The sequence below is a fragment of the Kordia antarctica genome, assembly GCF_009901525.1.
GTDB lineage: Bacteria > Bacteroidota > Bacteroidia > Flavobacteriales > Flavobacteriaceae > Kordia > Kordia antarctica.
Genome location: NZ_CP019288.1, coordinates 1543608 through 1565354, shown reverse-complemented (window position 1 = coordinate 1565354; position 21747 = coordinate 1543608). Strand labels below are relative to the sequence as shown.

General features: G+C 33.5%; 10 protein-coding genes. 2 read left to right on the top strand and 8 right to left on the bottom strand.

Annotation, left to right across the window (positions count from 1 at the left end):
- The 8 genes from IMCC3317_RS06305 to IMCC3317_RS06270 all read right to left on the bottom strand — a co-directional run bounded on the left by IMCC3317_RS06305 (position 1) and on the right by IMCC3317_RS06270 (position 19993).
- On the bottom strand, positions 1 to 1065 hold the full coding sequence (locus IMCC3317_RS06305; protein WP_160128678.1) for a C45 family autoproteolytic acyltransferase/hydolase: 1065 nt from the start codon (positions 1063 to 1065) through the stop codon (positions 1 to 3).
- Between the two features lie 2 nt (positions 1066 to 1067).
- A complete protein-coding gene (locus tag IMCC3317_RS06300; protein WP_160128676.1) occupies positions 1068 to 2402 on the bottom strand; it encodes a lysine N(6)-hydroxylase/L-ornithine N(5)-oxygenase family protein in 1335 nt (444 codons plus the stop codon).
- Between the two features lie 8 nt (positions 2403 to 2410).
- The gene (locus IMCC3317_RS06295; RefSeq protein ID WP_160128675.1) at positions 2411 to 3007 is read right to left on the bottom strand and encodes a GNAT family N-acetyltransferase; all 597 of its coding nucleotides are present in this window, start codon (positions 3005 to 3007) and stop codon (positions 2411 to 2413) included.
- Between the two features lie 47 nt (positions 3008 to 3054).
- A complete protein-coding gene (locus IMCC3317_RS06290) occupies positions 3055 to 3306 on the bottom strand; it encodes an acyl carrier protein (RefSeq protein WP_160128674.1) in 252 nt (83 codons plus the stop codon).
- A gap of 21 nt (positions 3307 to 3327) precedes the next feature.
- Positions 3328 to 4884, bottom strand: coding sequence for an AMP-binding protein (locus IMCC3317_RS06285; RefSeq protein WP_160128672.1), 1557 nt, complete (start codon positions 4882 to 4884; stop codon positions 3328 to 3330).
- Positions 4881 to 5831: a 3-oxoacyl-[acyl-carrier-protein] synthase III C-terminal domain-containing protein gene (locus tag IMCC3317_RS06280; RefSeq protein WP_160128671.1), complete on the bottom strand. Its 951-nt coding sequence runs from the start codon at positions 5829 to 5831 to the stop codon at positions 4881 to 4883. Before IMCC3317_RS06280 ends, IMCC3317_RS06285 begins: the two co-directional genes overlap by 4 nt.
- Positions 5828 to 19354: a non-ribosomal peptide synthetase gene (locus IMCC3317_RS06275; RefSeq protein ID WP_160128669.1), complete on the bottom strand. Its 13527-nt coding sequence runs from the start codon at positions 19352 to 19354 to the stop codon at positions 5828 to 5830. The genes IMCC3317_RS06280 and IMCC3317_RS06275 overlap by 4 nt, the downstream gene beginning before the upstream one ends.
- A gap of 75 nt (positions 19355 to 19429) precedes the next feature.
- Positions 19430 to 19993: a hypothetical protein gene (locus tag IMCC3317_RS06270; RefSeq protein ID WP_160128668.1), complete on the bottom strand. Its 564-nt coding sequence runs from the start codon at positions 19991 to 19993 to the stop codon at positions 19430 to 19432.
- Between the two features lie 858 nt (positions 19994 to 20851).
- On the opposite strand from IMCC3317_RS06270, the gene IMCC3317_RS06265 reads away from it, so the two are divergent.
- Both IMCC3317_RS06265 and IMCC3317_RS06260 read left to right on the top strand, forming a co-directional pair.
- Complete coding sequence (locus tag IMCC3317_RS06265) at positions 20852 to 21130, top strand: hypothetical protein (protein WP_160128666.1); 279 nt, start codon at positions 20852 to 20854, stop codon at positions 21128 to 21130.
- Positions 21130 to 21702 carry a hypothetical protein gene (locus tag IMCC3317_RS06260; RefSeq protein WP_160128665.1) on the top strand — a complete coding sequence of 191 codons (573 nt, stop codon included), beginning with the start codon at positions 21130 to 21132 and terminating at the stop codon, positions 21700 to 21702. The genes IMCC3317_RS06265 and IMCC3317_RS06260 overlap by 1 nt, the downstream gene beginning before the upstream one ends.
- Positions 21703 to 21747 lie beyond the last annotated feature (45 nt).

The following is a 21747-nucleotide window of genomic DNA, read 5'->3' as shown; positions in this document are numbered from 1 at the left end:
TTAAATGTTAACTTGAAGTTGAAATGTAGTTGTTTGAGTTTCGCAAGGATGACCCTTTCTGGCATATAACATTCCTTTTTGAGGTTCCATTACGATAGCTGCTACGGTATCTTGTCTTTTTATAGTACCTTCTGAATGTGCACATAAACCCACTGGGTAAAGGCTGTGATCACTGAAAGTGTTGAATACGTCTTCTGCATTTTGAGGTAAATTATCTTCCGTCATACTTTTTAGTTGATTCAAACGCTTGATGGAAGAATTTCTAAATAGAAAATGAAGGGTTTCATCTTTAGCCAACTTGTCACTCAAGTAATGATTGGTGTGATAGAGCTGGTTGCCTTCTGTGATGTGAATATCATTTGGAGTCATTTCCACAATAACCATTCTGTTTTTATCAGAAATAAGAAAACATCTGGAACTGGTTCTTGGAATAGATTTAATAATTGCAATGGCTTCATCTACAGAATGTGTACCCAAAATCAATCGACATAATAGGTAAGGAGGCACACCAATTTTCCAACCGGATGAAGTAAGCATGTTAATATTTAGTGATAAACCACTGGAATTTAAACCTGCATAACCTAATAACCCTGCAAATCCATACATCAATATTTCTGGTTGGTCTGGGCGTTCAGGTTTAACTCTAAAGACATGACCAAGCGAAGCAAGTTGTCCTGGTAAATCTATCGTTTGTCCTACCATGGTTTGTGCATTACGATGCATCCCTATTGTTGAACATTCGGCAGCGTCTAAAAAAAAATTATGAGAATAAATGATCTCAGTTCGTACTTGAAGAAGTACAGCTTCATCGTAGCTTATACCTGCTCCTTCGGCTAAACCTTTAAGTTCAGTTGAAAGGTGTGGAGCATATTGCGCTATCATAGTTGCATGAGATTTTATAAATACATCAAATTCAGCATCAGTCATAAGCACAGCACATAATTCATTAGTTCTGGCTCTACCATCTTTCACAAAATTTTGGATAGTTTCTTTCAACTGTATACCATGAGAATATCCCTTTTGATAAGCGGTACCTTCTAATATAATTTCCCTTAGTGGTTCCATGATTAGGAGTTTACTATTATTGAATTTTTCGCTTTGTTTATACTATAACCGTTATTTAACCAATCAAAGACTGGAAAATCATCTTTAATATCATACACAGTATCCTTGCATAAACTATTAATTATCTTTGCACTTCTCCATGCAATGAGGCTCAAATTTGGGTCAGCAACGCCTCTCACATGACGACTACCGTTTTGGAGGTAGATTTTATTTGAGTTTTGAAATTCCCACTCAATGGAATAATCTGGATTAACTTTAAATCGATTATTATGATAGCTTATATGGTGTTTTATTGAATTCAGAAAAACTGGTTCTTTATACTCAAAACCAGTAGCTAGAATTACAATGTCAACTTCAGTAGATAATTGAGCCTTGTTTAGTTGCTGTTCACAGACAAGATTGAAAGCATCACCAACAGGAAGCACTTTCATTAGTTTTGAGTTTGGTATTAGTTGTACATCTAATTCCTTATCTTCTATAAAATCCAATTCATAGATCATCTTGTAAATATTTTTTAAGAGACACATGTCAATACCATCACTGGATAAGGTCTGATCTTTATTGAGTTTGTGTTTTAAATCTGGACTTAGGTTATAGAAGTAATCACAGTAGTTTGGTGTATAATATTCATTAGCAAATGGAGAATCATCTATTGGAGCAAAACTAGATCTACTCGATATCCAGACAAGTTTTGATGGTGCATCTTCTTGCTCACAAAGCAGCTTATGAATAATTTCAGCTCCACTTTGTCCTCCTCCAATTACCGCAATGCGTTTTCCTTTTGTTTTAACATTCTGTTTAAGATAATGAATAGCATGAAAAACACGTGAGCATTGATAAGGCCTGACACATTTGGGTATCTTAGGAGTTAAACCAGTAGCCATGATGAGATTTTTAGAAAAAACTGTTTTTGTATTGGTATGGATAGAGAATAGGTTTCCGTTAAATTGTATATCTTTAACTTTAGAATTAAATTCCAGCGTATCTAATGAATCACAAACCCATCTCAGATATTGATTGAATTCCCTTCTTTTAATTTTGCTAAAACCAGCAGTAAGAAAACGATACAAGCGCTTTTTGTTTGAAAGAAAGTTAAGAAATGAATAAGGATTGGTAGGATCTACCAAAGTTACCAAATCTTTCAAATAGGATACTTGAAGTGTGGCTTCTGGGAATAACATGCCCGCATGCCAATTGAACTCCTTGTTCATTTCAAAAAAACAAGCCTTTACTTGATTAACTTGACTCAATAAAGCAGCCGTACTCAAATTAGACGGACCAACACCTATACCTACTACATCGTAGATGCGATTTAATGTATTTGGAATTTTATTCATACGATAAGTTATTTAATGTAACTATATATATTTTGTTTAATATCAGCCCACTCGTGGCTTAGAACGCTGTAAAAAATGGTGTCGCGTCTTCTGTTGGAATGCATTTGCGTATGGCTTCTTAAGACACCTTCTTCTGTTGCACCACATTTGATAAGTGCTTTTCTTGCACCTAAATTTTTAATATCTGTTTTAAATTCTACCCGAATTGCTTTCAGTATTTCAAATGCATATTGAAGCATAAGGAATTTAGCATGCGTGTTTATGCCTTTGCCTCTGGCTGACTTACATAACCAAGACCAGCCTATTTCCAGCCTAGCATCTCTAATTGATATATTCCCAAAGCTACTACTGCCCACAATTGTATCGGTAGATTTATCAATGATTGAAAAAGCACATCGATTTCTGGATTTATAATCCGTCATTGCGCTGTCAAAAAAGCCGTCTAAGTCCTGTTCATTTTCATATTTAATCGTGTAAAACGACCAAATATCAGGTTCAAAAATGATGGTTTTGAAATCCTCATAATCATTCCTTTGAACTGGTCTCAAGACCACTTTTTCTGTTTCTAATTGTAGTGAAGTATTAAATAAATGATCGATATTCATGTTACATCTTGTTTTTAAAAGAGCAATGGTTTTGTTAAATTGTTTTTTTAGATTTTTTTATTCGATATGGATTCAAAAAGCCTAATTAAATCAGCGACAGTGTTGAGATTAACTAAATCTTGGTCAGAGAGATCGAGAATATTAACATCTAATTTTTTTGTCAGTTTAGTAATTACTGAGATCGTTCGTATAGAATCTAAACCCAAATCTTCTTTGAGTTTATTATTCATGTTTATACGATCATTTTTTGTTGTATTTGTTAAGGTTTGTATGACTTCTTGTTTAATTGTTGATTCCATCTAAAAGGTGTTTTTAATATATTAAAAAAGTGTTTCAATAAGAGATTGATATTGTAAACTAATAGCTTTTCGTTTCAATTTCTTTTGAGAAGTTAATAGCCCATTTTCTTGCGAAAAAATTTCATCGATAAGCTCAAATTTGATGATCCGTTCTTCTGGTTTTAAAGTCTCATTAAGTCGCAAAATTTCTTCCGAAATAATCTGTCTGTCTAAAGAGTTTTCAGTATAAATTAATGCTGCAATATAAGGTTGATGATCTCCAATAATCATGCATTGCTTGATGTAAGGAGAAGTAGTCATCCACTTTTCTACCGTGTTTGGATGAATCTTTTTAGAGTTGGACAAGACGATCAATTCTTTTTTTCTCCCAGTTATATAGAGATAACCATCTTCGTCAATGTGACCCAAATCGCCAGTAGCCACATAACCATTTTCTATGAAAGTAGCTTCATTATCTCCAGGTTTACAGATTTCATAAGTGGTGTTTACTTCAAATTTATTTTTAACCAATAACTCACCTACATCACTAATTTTAATGTGAATATGCGGAAGTGGTTTTCCAACACTTCCAATTTTATTAAAACCAGCATAGTTTTTAGATACGATACAAGTTTCATTCATACCATAACCCTGAAAAAGTGGCGTCTTTCTATCAAAATAAAATTGAAGTGTTTGAGGATGAATAGGAGCTGAGCCTGTCCATAAATATCGAATGAATCCGCCTGTCAGATCCTGAAAAAGCTGTTCATCTTGCGTCGTAATATTTTTTGGATTGTCTACTTCTTCCAAAAACATCTTCATTAAGGTTTCATAAAAATGAGGAACCCCCATTACCACCGTTGGCTTTAACTCTGAAAGCGCATAAAAAATATGTCTTTTTGGAGCAAGAAGAAGTGTAAAATCATATAAGATTGCGGAATATAACCAATAGCGCATCTGATAAGCATGTAAGGGAAGAAAAACTAGAATTTTATCTTGCTCATTATGGTTAAAAAGCGATTGAATAGCTTTTAGAACAGCATCCACACTTTTCCTTTGAACTCCTATCATTTTTGGCAATTGCGTAGATCCAGATGTAAACTTATAGGTTAGAATATCATTAATATCATACTGCTTTAATGATTTTAAGTTGTGTGTTTTATTTGAAATCGAATAGATCTCTGAAAAGGCAGAAACAGATGGATGATTTATGTATTTAGAATCATCGGTTAGCGTATGTTTCAATTGATAAGCCGTAATTGCTTCATCCAAATTATGTTCAGCAACAGGATCTAAAGGCACAGTAATCAATCCATAAGCTATACATGCAAGATCAATAATAACCCACTCCAGAGAGTTTTCACCAATGATTCCTAAACGATCTCCAGGTTGAATATCTTTTTGATGGAAGAATAAAACAGTTTTTTTAATATCTTCATAAAGATCACTAAAAGCTTTTGTGTGAGTCTTTCCGTCTTTAAAGTATTCCAGTCGTCCTTTAGAACTAGTTTTTAGTATAGTAATTAAATTATTCATCTTATCTTCAGTAAGATTAAAATTGCTTGGATAACTCTGTTGTGTTATTTCTGATGTGTTCATGCTGAATATTTAAAGATTGATGCGATGAAAGATCCGTTAATACCCGATCCAAATGTTAGGATGTGAGCACCATCATTAATTCCTTTTTTCATAAGATCTCTCATATTTAGTGGAAGGTCTATGCTGTCAAGATGCCCATAAGTATTTAAGTTATCTGAAAACACTTTAGCTGTGTTTAGGTCAACAGCAGATATGCATTGATTAATTAGTGCTGTGTTAGCATTTTGAATAATAATATGGTCAATATCTTTATCTGAAAAACCAGACTTCTCCATTAATTCAGTAAGACACAATGTGTAATACTTGCAAAGTAAAAGCGAAACGTCTTTAGTTAAATCTATTTCATGAAGCAAGCCCAAGGAAACCATATGAGTATACACCAACTCAAATCCAGATGTTGCATTTCTCTCCAGTAAAATACAAGTAGCAGCATCACCAAGAACACCATAAGAGCCTACCATACGTTTTTCCGCTGAAGGTATAGATACAACTCCAGCGATAAGAACTTTTTCTATCGAGAGATCAGATTTTGCTACACAATTTGCCATATATATAGCAGCATCTACATTTGCACAATGATGTCCAGAAATGGTCATGATTTTAGCACGATTCATATCAAACTCCATCTGTAGAAATTGCCCAGAATTTTCCTTTTGTATTACATCGCTTTCCTGAGCCATAAAAAGAAAATCAATATCTTCAGGTGCTACAATATCCAAATCAAAAAGTTGGTCGGCAGCTCCTATAAGCAAATCAGTATCTTTAAGTTTGCCAGCTGTTCTGATGGAAGAATATCCCAAATCTGATTTGAGATACTGCAAATAATCGCCATCTCCACCAGTAAAGGAAGGAATAGAAGCTACAGGTATTGATGTAAATAATTCATCTACAGTAATCCTATGATCAGGAATATATACAGAAATATTGGTAATAGTCAATGTACTCATACTTCAATTGTTTTTTGTTGTGTTACTTTTTCTTGAATACTTTCTAGCGTTTTCTTAACCCAAAGAATAGCTTCAATTTCAAGAGCTATCTGTTCAATAGTTCTTAGTTTAAAAATACTTTTTATAGAGAGCGATATACCAAAAGTTTGACTGATTTTAGAACACATCCGAATGGTTTTCAAACTTTGTCCGCCAATTTCAAAAAAATCATCCTTTACACTTACAGTAGCTAAACCAAGTAAGTCCATAAAGATTAGTGTGAGCTTGGCTTCAATCTCATTTCTTGCTTTTACCTCATCCTGAACTGAACTCAAGGTTTTACCACCCAGTTTTCTGAGTTTCTTTTTATCCAGTTTGCCATTTGGCATCAAAGGAAAAGCTTCAACTTGAATGTACTTTTGTGGTACCATGTATTCTGGCAATGACACTTTCATCCAAGACTTCAATTCATAACCTGATACTATATTTTCAGATAAAACGTATGCTTCTAAATAACTATCATCATTACTATCTTTTACAGCCAACACAGAAAGTTCTTTAATATCTTTATGAGCTGACAAACGCGCTTCAATCTCACCAATTTCAACCCGAAATCCTCGAATTTTTATTTGCTGATCTGCGCGTCCTACAAAAGCAATATTTCCATCGCTAAGGCGTCTTCCCAAATCACCAGTTTTATACATGCGATCCGTTTTTACAAAAGGATCATCCATGAATACCAGTTCGCTTTTCTCAGGATTGTTGAGGTAACCTTCATCGGCGACACAAATACCACTAATGTAGAGTTCTCCAATAGTACCTATCGGGTTTGGCTCAAGGTTTTCATTAAGAACATACATTCTTATATTGGGCAATGGTTTCCCAATTGGAGGTATTGTAGAATCTCCTCTTTTAAGTGGAGCATTTGTAGCTATGATAGATGTTTCCGATGGTCCATACATATTATTTACATATTCTACATGTTCCAGTTGAAACACTTCATTAACCAATTGCCTGTCCAAAGCTTCGCCTCCCATACTTACCATGTGTACCGTTTTTGGGATCGCTTTTAGTTTAACTAACTCACGTATTGCGGAAGGAACACCAAACATAAGGTCAATATGTGGTATGTTATTATTTTCAGCTAAATCGAATATACTATCACCAATTATTAGATGTCCGCCACTTCCAAGACTTTGATAAATTTCTAATGCCGAGAGGTCAAAGTTGATGGAAGTACTTGAAAAAGTACTGTACTTTCCTTCAGGATTGAAAAAGTCAATACTCCAAATAATAGCATTGACAACATTATGATGTCTAATCAGTACACCTTTAGGATTTCCAGAAGATCCAGAAGTGTATATTACAAAAGCTGGGTTATTTCCTTCAACAGTTACATTAATAGGATGTGTTTGAAGATCCATATGAAGAGCTTCATCACTGTCAATACAAAAGTGTGAAGTGTTAAAACCATCAGTGAGGTGTACTAATTCACTTTCTGTAACAACTAGCTTAATTGCACTGTCGTTGATCATGTAATGCAACCTGTCTAAAGGATAGTTAGGATCCAACGGCACATATCCAGCGCCAGTTTTTAAAATGGCTAATAATGCAACGATCATCTGATCCGAACGATTCATCATGAGACCTATCAAATCATTTTTTTGAATCCCTTGATGATGAATTAATGTCGCAGCTAATGCATCTGAAGCATGTTTTAATTCTTCAAATGACCAACTTCGATTTCTGAATGTTAAAGCTTTGGATAGCGGATTTTGTGCTGCTTGCTTTTCAAACAAAGCTACAAGCGTTCTCGGTTTATTAGAAATATTTACTACGGGATTATTTGACCCAAAAAGAGCAAACTCTCTTTCGGCTTCATCCATAAAATTCACTTGAGAAACAGGTAAATCAGGATTTTTAATTATGTTTTTCAATATTTTTTTAAGGTGATTCGCCATTCTGTGAATAGTTTCAGGTAAGTAAAGACCAGATTTGTATTCAATGGAACAGTTCATTCCTTGCTCATTTTGAGTGCTTTCAAAACCAAAAACAAGATCAAATTTCGCATGAGTATTCTGATCTTCAGAAATGCTTGTATAAGTTGAATCTACCGTGTTTTGATCAGATATATTTTGTAACACTAGCATCACATCAAAAAGAGGAGATCGTCCCTTTTCACGTGGCGGATTGATTTCTTCAACCAATGAATCAAATGGATACGATTGGTGACTAAAAGCTCCCAAACATACTTCTTTTACTCGTTTTAATACTTGACTAACGGAATCCGTTTTATCAAACTGATTTCTAATAGCCATAGTTTGTACAAAAAACCCTATAATAGACTCTAAATCTGGATGTTCCCTTCCTGTAATAGGAGATCCAATAACAATGTCAGATTGCCCACTATATCGATACAATAATATATTTACAATGGTCATAAGTCCCATTAATTCCGTGGCTTCATGTTGCTTTAATAATATTCTGAAAGGGATCAGTAATTCTTCCTCAATATGAAAAGAATGAACCTTTCCGTTATAAGATTGAACATTGGCTCTCCTAAAATCCGTAGGAAGCTGAAGTGGTGTTATCTCTGAATCAAATAGTTTTAGCCACCAGTTTTTAGAAGCTGTAATTTCTTCACTATTCAAGATATTATTCTGCCAATGCGCAAAATCTTTATACGTAATTTTTTGAGTAGGAAGTCGATGCGTTATTCCGCGAACGTAATTGGTATACATTTGGAGAAACTCTTTTTTTAAAATTACTGTAGACCAGCCATCTGTTATAATATGATGCATAGTTGTATGAATGACAGCTTGGTTGAAAGGAAGTTTAAATACTGTTAAACGAAACAAAGGTGCTTCTTCCAAATCAAAGAAATATTCTGAACGCTCTTGCGAAATATGTGCTATCGTAGAATCTGGATGAAAATCATGCGTAAGATCTACGGTTTCTATATCGATCTGAAAATCTGATGAACTCATAATACCTTGTCTAATTCCTTTTTCGCTTTCAAAGAAATAAGTTCTCAGACTTTCGTGCCTTTCCATAAGATCATACCAAGTTCTATTAAATAATTCTTCGTTAAATTCATCTATATGGAAAGTTTCACTAATGTGATACGCCAATGAAGCATCAAGAGATTGAGAAATAATCCATAATCGTTTCTGAGCATGAGATATTTCATAAGAAGCAGCAAGCTTCACTGATGGAATTCCTTGTGATTCCCCAGAATTTGATAATTCTCCTATTTTGTTGGATAACTCTCTAATTGTAGGATATTCAAAAATATCTAGCACCAATAACGAAAGCTGAAGTTCACTATTGAGTTTAGAAATAAGTTGAAGCGCCTGAATAGAATTTCCTCCTTCATGGAAAAAATGATCTACAACGCTCACTTTTTTTATCTTCAAAACAGCTTTCCAAATTTTAGCCACTTCTTGTTCGGTGAATGAACTAGGTGCTTCAAAAATTCCCTGTAATAATGATTTGTTGATAATGCCTCCTGTTGTTCTTGGTAATACCTTTTTTTGAATAGAAATTGGGATATTAATACCAGCTATATGACGTTTGATCAATTGATTCCATTGTGCGGAATCCATTTGTTTATCATCTGTTTCAATATAAATTTGAAGCGATGGATTCCCTTTTTCAAAATCTATAATTTGTACAACTGCTCCTTTAACTTCTGGTCGCAGATTCAAATAATGTTCTGTTTCTTGCTGAATGCGCTGGAGATGAAGCAAATTGATAGGATCTGGTACGTGCATAATAAGCAATCCATTTGTTGTCCATCGACCTTGAAGTTTACTCTTAAAAACATATTTCTTATTGTTGAAAGGATGCTGAAAGCTAGCTTTGAAATTTTTAGGAATCGCCAAACCTCCCAAACAGATAGTTCCAGTAATATTTGGAGGCAGACTCTTATTTGCGGAGTCCAAACAATACGCTTCCATATACGAAACTGGCTTGCCTAAAACTATACCTGCAACTGATACTTGCTCTTGACCTTCATAAACAAACCATTTTACGGGAGCATTAGGAAGTCCTGCTAATTGAATGACTTTCGTGTTTGTCAGAACAGAAATTCGAGACCAATTGTGCTGACTTAAGAAGCCTTCAAAGACAACAACCAATTTTAGATGCTTAAACAGTGAAATACTTGAATCAACCTCATGCAAATCAATCAATCTACTAAACTCTGCTGCAGTGCATACCAATGCTACATCTTTAGCATGCTTACTTGAGGTAAACTCATGATTGCAAAACTGTGAAAAAGCTATTAGTGATACTTCTGCCGAAGATGTTGGAAATGATAATATACTATGCGGAATAGTGTGATATCTTTTTAATTGCGTAAGTTCAGGAAACTGATTTTCAAGCCATTGCTGTTGTTGTGCCAACTGTGTAGCGTCAAAAGTGTACAATTCTTCATCATGCTTGCAGGTCCATTGAAATGTATGTTTTGCAGAATGAGTTGAATGAGGTATTGAAATCAGATCTTGATTTGTCCATCGACGTTTTATATTTTTTACGGATTGTTTTGGAGACTTTTTAGTTGCTGTAATCAGTACATCAAATCTACAACTATCATTTAATGATTGCCTTTTAGTTAATTTTTCTCCCCAGGTTAGCGTTTCTATGTTAGGCAATTTTTTACCTAAAAAGGAGAAATATGCTTTCGAAAACCATAAACCATGTTCAACAAGATCTGCAATTAAAGGCAAGCTCAAGTCGTTTTTTCTTAAAAAAGTTTTTCTTTTCACTAACTCTGGAAGTCCTTTTAAGTATATAACTCCGCCGGTATTTAACTTTTTCAGTGAAAGTTCGAGTACTGTTTCAAAATAGTTGTAATTATCGAACCATTGTGCTACATCAGAAAGAATAATTAAATCGAAATGTGCTGCTTCCAATTCACTGATTTCATGTGCAGCCATTTGAAACAAGCTAACATTTCTGAGTTTATTTTTTCGTTTATTTTTTCTGGCAAGTTGAAGCTGTCTATCAGAGAAGTCTATTCCAGTATAGTAATCTACATCTGAGGCTATTTCATTCATTATAAGTCCATTGCCGCAACCTATTTCGAGTATTTTACAGGTTTTGTCTAATCTATTTTTTAAATGATGTTTCAAGGTTTTCATTTCTCCTTTCCAATCTGTTTGCAAAGGTCTTCCAGATTGTTCGAAAATGTCATTAGAAGATGAAAGATCATTCCAGTATTTGTCTTGAATAATGGCTTTTGTTGTATGCTTTTTGGCATCATGAATAGCGTCTAGCACTAATAAATGTTTCATTGATTTACATCCCCAAAGTAATTGTTCTCCTTTAAGTGAATCAGTCGTAGAAGCAATAATCACTTCAACCTTGGCGATATCTACGTCACGCTTCATGTGTTCCAATGCTATTTCTGATTGGAGTATAAGTAGATGACATTCAGCTTGTTTAATGCCTTGTATTAGCGTAGCTGTTTCCAAATTGTCGGAATCTATGATAGCGACAATTTTATGAGTGCCAATTCCGTGTTTATCCGAAAAAAAGTTTGAAATTGATAATGCTGTATATTTATGTTGAATTTTAGAATCCGTGTAATAATCGTTTATTTTTATTTCGTCAAGAGGTAACGGTTTATTTTTTTGGAGCAAACTATTAAACTGTTTTTGAACGCGTAAATCCTCTTTATAGCAGAACCTAAGATTATTGATCAGTTCATTAGGATTTGAACTTGCGTTTTTCATCAAAATGGACAAATGGGCAATAAACTGTTCAATTTTAGCTTCTTCATACAAATCGGTATTATACTCAACCTTCATGTCAAGTCCTCCATTTACCTCAAAAATAGAAAAGAGCCAATCATACTTACAAAACACTTCTTCCTGATGAATATTTTGAATTGTATTTTCACTGTCTTCTTTTTGCTGTTGAGAGTCAGGTTGATCCAATTCATTAAAATTTTGCATTACAACCATTATATCAAAGAGTAACGAACGGCTTGGATTCCGTTTAATTTTAAGTTCTTCCGTAGCCAAATCAAAGGGATAAAGTTGATTTTGATATCCTGAAAGCGTAATATCTCGTAAATGTTGAAGAAAAGTTGAAAAAGGAGTTGTTCCTGAAAGCTTAGAACGCAAAGGCAAAGTTCTAGTGTACAATCCTAGTTGTCCTTCCATATCTGGGTGATCTCTACCAGCTATTGGACAACCTACAATAATATCTTCTGAGCCTGTATATTTGTAGATAAGTGTTTTGAAAACAGCTAAGAATCCCATAAATAATGTCGCTTCATATGTAGCCAATATCTTTTTAAATGGTATTACAATGTCTTTGCTTATGCTACCAAAAAATATTTTACCCGAAGTAGTCTTTATTTCTGTACGTGGTTTGTCTAAAGGAAGGTCTATTGGTATGATTTTTCCAGACAATTGATTCATCCAATAATTTTTTAACGCTGTGTTTTCATCTCCTCGCAAACGTGCATTTTGCCACGCCACAATATCCTTAAACTGAACAGGAAGCTGCGTAGGGAAGTTGGTTTCATTTTGCGCCAATTTATCATAAAACTCAAAGAGTTCTCTCATCATTATGGACAATGACCAACCATCACTTATAATATGATGAACATTGAGCAATAGTTGATAGCAATTTTGCGCTGTAATAATAAGATGCGCTCTAATCAAAGGAGGTTTTGTAAGATTATATGGCTGCATCAGATCATGAGCTACAATATTTTTAATAAGCTGTTCTTGATTTGGTTGCCTACATAAGTCTGTTAATTTTATACTGAATTGACATTGCTCCAATGGAGAAACACGTTGTCGCAATTCGCCTTCAATTTCTAAAAAACTTGTTCTGAGACTTTCATGCCTTCCAATTAATTTTAGAAATGCTTCTTCAAGAATTTTGAAATTCAAGGGAATATTTATTTCAAATTGCATTGGAATATTGTAGGATACTGGGTTTTGCTCCAACTTAGCTTGCAACCATAATTGCTCTTGTTGTGGAGAGACTTCATAATGATCTGCCAAACGAATTTGTGGAATGGCAGAAGATGTATTTGTATCCTTTCCTTTAAGGAATTGTGCAAGTTGTTCTAATGTAGGATGCGTAAAAATGTCATTGATTTTTAACTGAACACCTAACTGTTTGTAAATTTTCGTAATGAGACGAACGGCTTTCAGACTGTGTCCTCCTAATTTGAAAAAATGATCTTGCGGAAGTACTACTTCCAAGTTCAAAATTTTAGACCAAATAGTTGCCAACTTTAACTCTAGTTCTGAGTTAAAATTTATTTCATTTATAGAATGAAGTGTTTTGATTTGCGGATTTGGAAGTGCGAGCTTGTCTATCTTTCCATTTGGAGTAAGTAGAAATTTTTTTAGAAAGACAATTGTATCAGGAACCATATAAGAGGGCAATCTTTGTTGTAAAAATTGCTTTAGTTCTGATTCTTCTATTTTAGTATGATCTGTTTGAACGTAAGCCACAAGATACTCATGATCTTCATCAGATTTTTTCAAAACACATACAGAAGATACTTCCGGATACTTTACAAGTTGAGCTTCAATTTCTCCAATTTCAATACGATAACCTCTCAATTTAATCTGATTATCTTCTCTTCCAGACAACTTTATTCTTCCATCAAAATACCATTCTCCATAATCTCCTGTTTTGTATGCTCTAACAGGTTGTAAATCTCCAAAAGGATATATAGTTACATAGTTTTCCTGAGTTAAAATTGATCTATTATAATATCCTTTAGTAACTCCTTCGCCAGAAATATATAATTCGCCTTTTATTCCTAAAGGAACTAACTTCATGTGTTCATCTAAAATAAAAATAGATGTATTTAAAATTGGTTGTCCTATACTAGGTTCTTCCGAAATATTCTTCGAATGAACCAATTCCAGTGTAGAGTAAGTAGTTGTTTCTGAAGGCGCATAGCAATTATAAACCGATTGAATATGATCAAGTTGATACATCTGATTCACTAAATTGCGTCTAAGTACTTCACCAGCTAAAATAACAGATTGTACTTGTTTAGGAATGGCGTCAGCTTTTACCAACTCTAAGGCGGCAGATGGCACTGTATTAATTAAAGTAACTTTCGCTTTATCTTCAGATTCCATCAATTCCAACACATGATCCATGAGCACGATGCTTCCCCCATGAGTTAACGGTGAAAAAAGCTCAAACACTGAAAGGTCAAAACAAATGGAAGTCGAAGCTAAGAGTCCAGAAAGTTCGTATGTACTGAATTGTTTTCCTGCCCATAAAAGTAAATTTAGAAGGTTTTTGTGCGTGACCTCAACACCTTTTGGTTTACCAGTAGATCCGCTAGTATAGATAAGATAAGCAATACTTTCAGGCTTACAATGTGTATGTTGAGGTTTGTTAGCGTTGGTTATTTTTTCTTTATCAGATGGCAAAAGCATCATTTTAACGTCATAAAGTTCTGATAATTCTTCAGAATCACATACTACTAGATAAACTTCGGAATCCTTAAGGATATACTCTTTTCTTTTGTGAGGATAATTAATATCAACAGGAATATAAGTGGCTCCGCTAGACATAATGGCAAGCAGTGTGGCTACCATATCGGGTGTTCTATTCATATGAATTCCGACAAGAGTACCAATACCAACATTATGAGTGTTTTGTAGCCAATATTGAATTTTTCTAACCTTTTCACTTAAGTATTTGTAAGTAAATTTCTTTCCTTTAAAATAAATAGCTGTTTGATTTGGATGGAGTTTCGCTTGATCAAAGAATAGATCACAAACAGTAATATCCTGCGGAAGACTTTCGTACGTTTCATTGAATCCTTTGGTTACTTTTGTTCGTTCTTCCAAGCTCATCAAACTTAGTTTATTGATAGGAAAATTGGTTTTTGTACTAACCTGTTTTACTAAGGTTTTAAAATGAGAAACCAATAATTCTATACGTTGTTGACTGTAAAGAAGACTTTTGTACTCCAATGAACAATGAAGTATTTCTGATGCTTCATTACATGAAAATGACAGGTCAAACTTGCTTCGTTGATTCAGTTGATGAAAAGGATCAATAGGTTTATTATCTGCATCACTTTCTCCTACATTAATCATAAAATCAAAAAGAGGTGATCGGCTTGGTTCATACGAATAACCCAATTGGTCAATCAGTTGGTCAAATGGATATGATTGATGTTTAAATGCTTCAAGAACTCGTTCTTTCTCATGTGCTGCAAATTCATAAAAAGTACTCTCAGGATTTAACTTTGATCGTATTGCCAGTGTATTGATATAGCAGCCTACTTGGTTTTCCAAATCACCGTGATCGCGCCCTGAAATTGGAGTACCAATCACCAAATCATCCTGTTTAGTGTATTTATAAAATAATACCTTCCACAAAGAAGATAGCGTCATAAATAACGTAGATGACGATTTGAATGCTATTTCTTTTAATTCTTTAGATTCGTCAAAGTTTAATGAAAAGTGAAACCTAGAACCTTCAAATGTAGGTATGGCCGATCTAGGAAAATCTGTGTTCAATGATAGTATTTCAGGTTTTGATTTAAACAGCGATGTCCAGTAAATTTCATGATCTTTTTCCTTTGAAAGTTTGTCGCTTTGCCAAACCGAATAATCTTTATACTGCACAGAAAGTGAAACTAAACGAGGTAAAGGTCCTCCAGTGTGTGAATGATATATTTTGAGAGCTTCGCTTTTTAAGATATTTAACGACCATTGATCTACAGCGATGTGATGAAATGTAAGTAGTACTACAAATTGATTGTGACTGAATTTGAGTATATGAACTCTTAATGGAAACTCACTGCTTAGATCAAATGGTGTCGTTTCTTCCCTATTTATTATGTTTTGAACTATCAAACTTGCATGCTTATGATCTGATAAATCAGTAAGTTGAAATGGAAGATTGTTAATTTCTTCAATAGGTTTAATGGTTTGAACAAGTTGGTCTTCTTGATATAAATAAGTAGTTCTTAAAATTTCATGTCTTGCCATAAGATCACGAAGTGTTTGCCGAACAGCTTTGATATTTAGATTTTGATTAATTTCGAATCGAAGTGGAAGAAGATATGCCAAATGTGATTCAGAATTCTGACTCAGTGTCCACATACTTTTTTGGGCATGAGAACACATATAGAAGTCCATTTCTTCAATTTTGATAATTTCTCCTGTTCCATTGGTTTTGGCTGCTTCAACTAAAGGAAATAACTCGCGAATTGTGGAATGAGAGAAAATAGATTGCAATTTCAGATTTACTTTAAACTGTCTATTAATTATAGAAACCAAACGAGTTGCTCTCAAGCTGTGTCCTCCAATTTGGAAAAATTCATCATCTAAATTAACATGAGAAATACCCAAAACGTCTTTCCATAATTCTGTCAATTTGCGCTCAGTTTCATTTAGTTCTTGCGCTTCATGTATTGATTCTGACTGAGATTGTGCAGGAAGTTCGAGTGCCTTTCTATCGATTTTAAGATTGGGTGTATGAGGCATTTCATCTAGTTGAACAAGTCGCTGTGGAATCATATAACCTGGTAATGTTTCCTTCAATTTTTGAAGCAATTGAGAATGATCTACTTTTTCATTTGCAGTGAAAAATGCAGCAATAAAATTTTGATCGTTGTGATCTTGTTTGATAACTGCAGATACTTCAAGAGTAGAAGGTAAACTCAAAATTTGATTTTCAATTTCGTCTAATTCTATTCGATAACCTCTTACTTTTACTTGTGAATCTTTTCTTCCTAACAATATTAATCTTCCATCTGGCTGCCAATACCCTAAATCGCCTGTTTTATAAAAAGGTGTGTTGTTCCAGCTATCATCTATAATTGAAGACACATCAGGTGGAAATGAAATAGTCATGAAACGCTCTTTTGTACCTTTTGGTAGATTATGGTATCCAGAAGAAACACCAGTGCCGCCCAAATAAACTTCTCCAATAATACCTATTGGAACTGGTTTTTGATATTCGTCTAAAACGGCTACACGTGTGTTGTAAAGCGGTTTGCCTACTGCGGGAGGATTGGTTTCTTCCTCTCTAATTCTATCCCATACAGAATAAACAGTAGTTTCAGTTGGACCGTAAAAGTTATATACGCCTTCAATAAAAGACTTTTCATAAATAGTATTTACTAATTCACGACTTGAAGCCTCACCACCTAAGCCAATATGTCTAACATTCTCAGGAATTGCATCTAATACTATCAGTTCTTTCATGGCAGACGGAACTGTATTAATCATGTCAATAGCAAGATAATGAGGAATGTTTTGGATTTCTAGTACATTATTGACCAAAATAACCTGACCTCCACTAGATAATGGTGTAAATAGCTCAAAAACAGAAAGATCAAAACATATTGAAGTGGAAAATAACATTCCATTTAAATTTCTGTCCAAAAACCAATCTCTACTCCATTGAATAAAGTTAGTGACATTTTTATGACTTATTTCTACACCTTTGGGTTTTCCAGTTGAACCTGAAGTATAAATTATGTATGCAAGTGCATCAGGATTTGAGTGACTGAAAACGGGAGTTTTATCTAAAGCGCGTATTGTATTCCATTCTTCTATCACCATACAGATGTTGGTGTTTGAGTCATTAAAAGCCATCTGGTGATCAGACATTAATAGGTTGGTTTCAGCATCTTCAATAATCATCTGTTGCCTAATTTTTGGAAAAGTAGGATCAATAGGAACATAAGTGCATCCAGCTTTAAGGATACCTAAAAGCGTTACCACCATTTCTAAGGTTCGGTTCATGCAAACACCAATCAAATCATATGGTTTTGCCTTTAAAATATCTAAAATATACCTAGCCATTTGATTGCTCAGATCATGAAGTTCGCCATGTGTCAATTTTTTATCTTGAAAAACTAAAGCGATAGCATCACGATAATGATCTAAATTCTTTTCGAGAAGTTGATGAAGTGTAGCTGCTTCTAAAGTTTTTGAAATACCAGGATTAAACTGATTAAATAAGATGTCAATTTCTTTGGCTTCCAAGAGATTAATATCTTGAATTTGTACTGACGGTTTTGTCACAACTTTATCTACGATAGTAATAAAATGATCTTTTAACTGATGAATTCGCCATGAATCAAAAAGAGCTGTATTATACTCTATGGATATGATTAAAGCATCTTTAGTTTGCTTAATGCCAAAACTCAAATCAAACTTGGTAGAAACCTCATGCTCACTTTCTAGATTTGGATCATTTAATGTACTTACAGATGATTCAAAAGGATTCGACTTTAAATCTTGCATAGCGATTAAGATCTCAAACAGAGGTGATCTACTAACATCTCGTTTAATTTTTAGTTCGTCTATGAGACTGTCAAATGGAAATTCCTGATATTCGTTACAATTAATAATTTCTTCCATTACTGTAGACAACAATTCGCTAAATGATAAGGAAGATTCAGAGATAAGCCTAAGAGGCAATGTTTTAGCAAAACAACCTATTAGTGATTCTGTTTCCGGCAATGTTCTACCTGCTATTGGAATTCCAAAAATCATGTCTTTCTGATGCGTATACTTACTAAATAAAATATAAATAACACTCACTATTCCAGCAAATAATGTTACTTGTTTTTGATCACAAATATTTTGAAAATCATCTATTAAATCTGCTTGAATACTGAATGTCAGGCATTTTCCCCGACTTGTCTTTTGAGCAGGTCTGGGACGATCCGTTGGTAGATTAAGCACTGGAATTTCCCCTTGAAACTTATGTAGCCAAAACTTTCGACTTAGATTATACGAATCTGTATGCATCTGTTTCACTTCCCATTCTGCAAAATTCTGAAACTGAATAGGTAACGCTGGTAAAGATTGAATTTGTTTTTGTTGAAACGATTCATAGAAGTCAAATAATTCCTGATAAATGATATTCATAGACCAGCCATCGCATATAATATGATGAAGATTTAGAATGAGAACACTTTGACCTGTTTGCGAAGATAAATAGTGAGCTCTAAACAAAGATTCAGAAGCAAGATCAAAAGGTCTGGATAATTCATTCTTTATTTTATGCTCCACAAGCTGGTAAAACTCATGATGTAGAATTTGTTCTTTGCATTCTAGTTTGAATTGATTTTTTTTAGGTGTTAAAATTTGTTGTCGTGGAGAATCATCTAAAGAAATGAATCGTGCTCTAAGAATGTCATGCCGTTTTATTAATAACGAAAATGCCATTCTTAATGCTCTAGCGTTTAATGGAGCTGGTAATTGCACAACTTCCATAATATTATAAGAAGCGGATTCAGGAGCCATTTCCTGTTCTATCCACAATCTTTTTTGGGCAGCCGACAACTCATAATTCGTTTGCTGTTCTATGAATCCAATCTGTTCCCTTTGGTTTGAGATTAGAGAAGAAGATTTATCTATAAAGGACAAGATATCTTTTTTGTAGTGCCTCACATTACTTATAATATCTTTGGTCAGTTGCCTTTCTGGTCCAATTAATTTAATGTTATCACTATCTTTAAAAATGTGGATACCTCTATCTTTAAGCGATCTGATGATTCTCTGAGTGCTCATTAAAGTATGAATTAATTATAACATGACCTCAATACATATTTAAAGACACTGAGGAAGGAGTAAGCTAAATAGTTTCTATTGCTCTAAATGAATTCCTTTTACTAAAGCATCTTGAGAAACAGAAATCATTGATTGACAAGCCTTAATCACTTCATTGGGATTATTAGATTGCACAGATTTTGATAAAACATCCATCATAGAAGTATTGTACTCTCTGTAAACCTTGATATAATCTTTTAATAGTCCTTTGTGCTTTGACTGAAATTTTTCGGAAAAATCTTCATTGATTTTTGTATGAGTATTTCTAAAGTTTTCTTGAGCATCATTAAGTTTCTTAAAAAAACTTTTATTTGCTTTACAATATGCCTCATATTCATCATTCCCAGAATCAGAAGTACTTTTTTGAGATTTTTGCATATAATCTGAAAGTGACTTTTGCTCACTTTCATATACTTTTTTATAAGTCTCATTGGCTGCTTGAATTTTTTCATTTGCATCTTGCTGTAAATTTGCCTGTATTTTGGATGCTTCCTTATGAAGTTCTTCAAGATTCGTTAAGAAATTAGTTATTAAGTCTTTTTCATTAATTGCCTTGGATGAGTTGGTTGATGCGGATTTTGAAGTGTTTTTAGTAGTCATAATGATTTTTTATTAATGATTAATAATGTAGGAGTATGATACTAAATGTATGAAAATAAATTAAAATTAGCAAGATAAGATTTAAGTTTCATTAAAAAAATGTGAAATAATGTGGTAAACTAGTACTTTCGAGAATATATATTTTAGTATTTGATTATCAGTATTTTAGTTCAATAATGAGTTTCTTAGTTGGGGCTACTGCTAGTCTTTAGAAGCAATAAAAGGTTCTTAATATGGATTTAATATTCTTACATGTAGAGAATTGGTAATTGACAATATTTATTGTTATAAATTGTAAAAAAACTATTGCACGAATTCATTTTTAGGAAATAACCATTGTTTATATGTATCTGCTCATTTTGAGAGTGCATGCGTTTTGATAAGTTCAATGCTAAATTGTCTGTTTTATGAATTTCAATACAAAACATACCTTAACAACTTACTGAAACTACGGGCAAACGACTTGCAAATAGTTTAAAACCTACTTCACTTTCCATATTTTTGTATGCTAAAGGATTTTTAGTCAAAAAAATGCCGAGTACAAGTATATAGTTACCACAAGCAAAAAACAGTATTAAATTCGTAATAGTTTACTTAAAAAACTACGAAATCTTCTCATCAGAAAGTATAGGTTCAGCTTTATAGCAAAACGTTTTCAGGTAACTTCTCCCAATATATCCATGTTGATGCTACTTAAGCCATCAAAAACGATTACGAAGCATAGCATTCTATAAATATAGTTCACTTTTTAGATCAGCATTTTAATCACGATCATCAATAACACGATTGATTTTTGATTGGACGCAACGACTTAAATTTTTTAGACAATAATTACACATTAATTTAAGAAAAAGAAAAATGAATTCAATTAAAATAATTAAAGATAGAGACAATACATCACAGCGACGTTGGGTATTTATTGTACGACTTATAGGTTTTATAGTATTTATCATTCCGCTCATTCAACCGATGTACGCGTATATGATTATTGGAATGGAAGAAATACAGTTTTCCAGAACAAGAATAATTTTAGTCATCTTAGGTTTCGCGGTAAGTTCTAGCGGAAAATTCATAGGAATTATAAACAATAACTTAGGGTTATTTGTTAAAAATGCACTTAAAAAATTCGCTTCTTGATGGAAATTATACATAAAAACATCAAACGAAAACGAAAATGGTATGCGGTATTTTTTAAGTTTTGCAAAAAGCACAAATTATTCACATATATACCAATTGCCATCTTAACCTTATCTGCCTATAATTTGCGGATCAAAAATGAAGGATTGGTAGAACGAATTGCAAGATTGGAGACAATTAACGAAGCGTTGGTTTCCAATATGATACTATACAATAGAAATTTTGAAACCTTTCCGATGCCAATTTTTCAAAAATTGAAAAGAGGCGATTATTTCATTGCGCAATATTTCAATCCAGCATATGTGAAACTAATGGGACATAATTTTGGATATAATCGGTATAAATATATTGGTAAAACTGATTATGATTATCTTCCAAAAAGTGTAGCAGATGTGTATCGTAATTATGATATTTCAGTTGCGTTTACGGGAATTCCTATGAAAATGAAAGTTGCCATCAAGGATTCGATAGGAAAACCTATAAAAGTCGAAGTAATGAAATGGAGACACATACGAGAAAGAGATACGCTAGTTTACGGAATGATTATTTTGGGAAGTCCTATGCAATTATAAGGGTAAAGTCTTGCTATAAGTAGTAAGACTTTATTTTTAAATAAT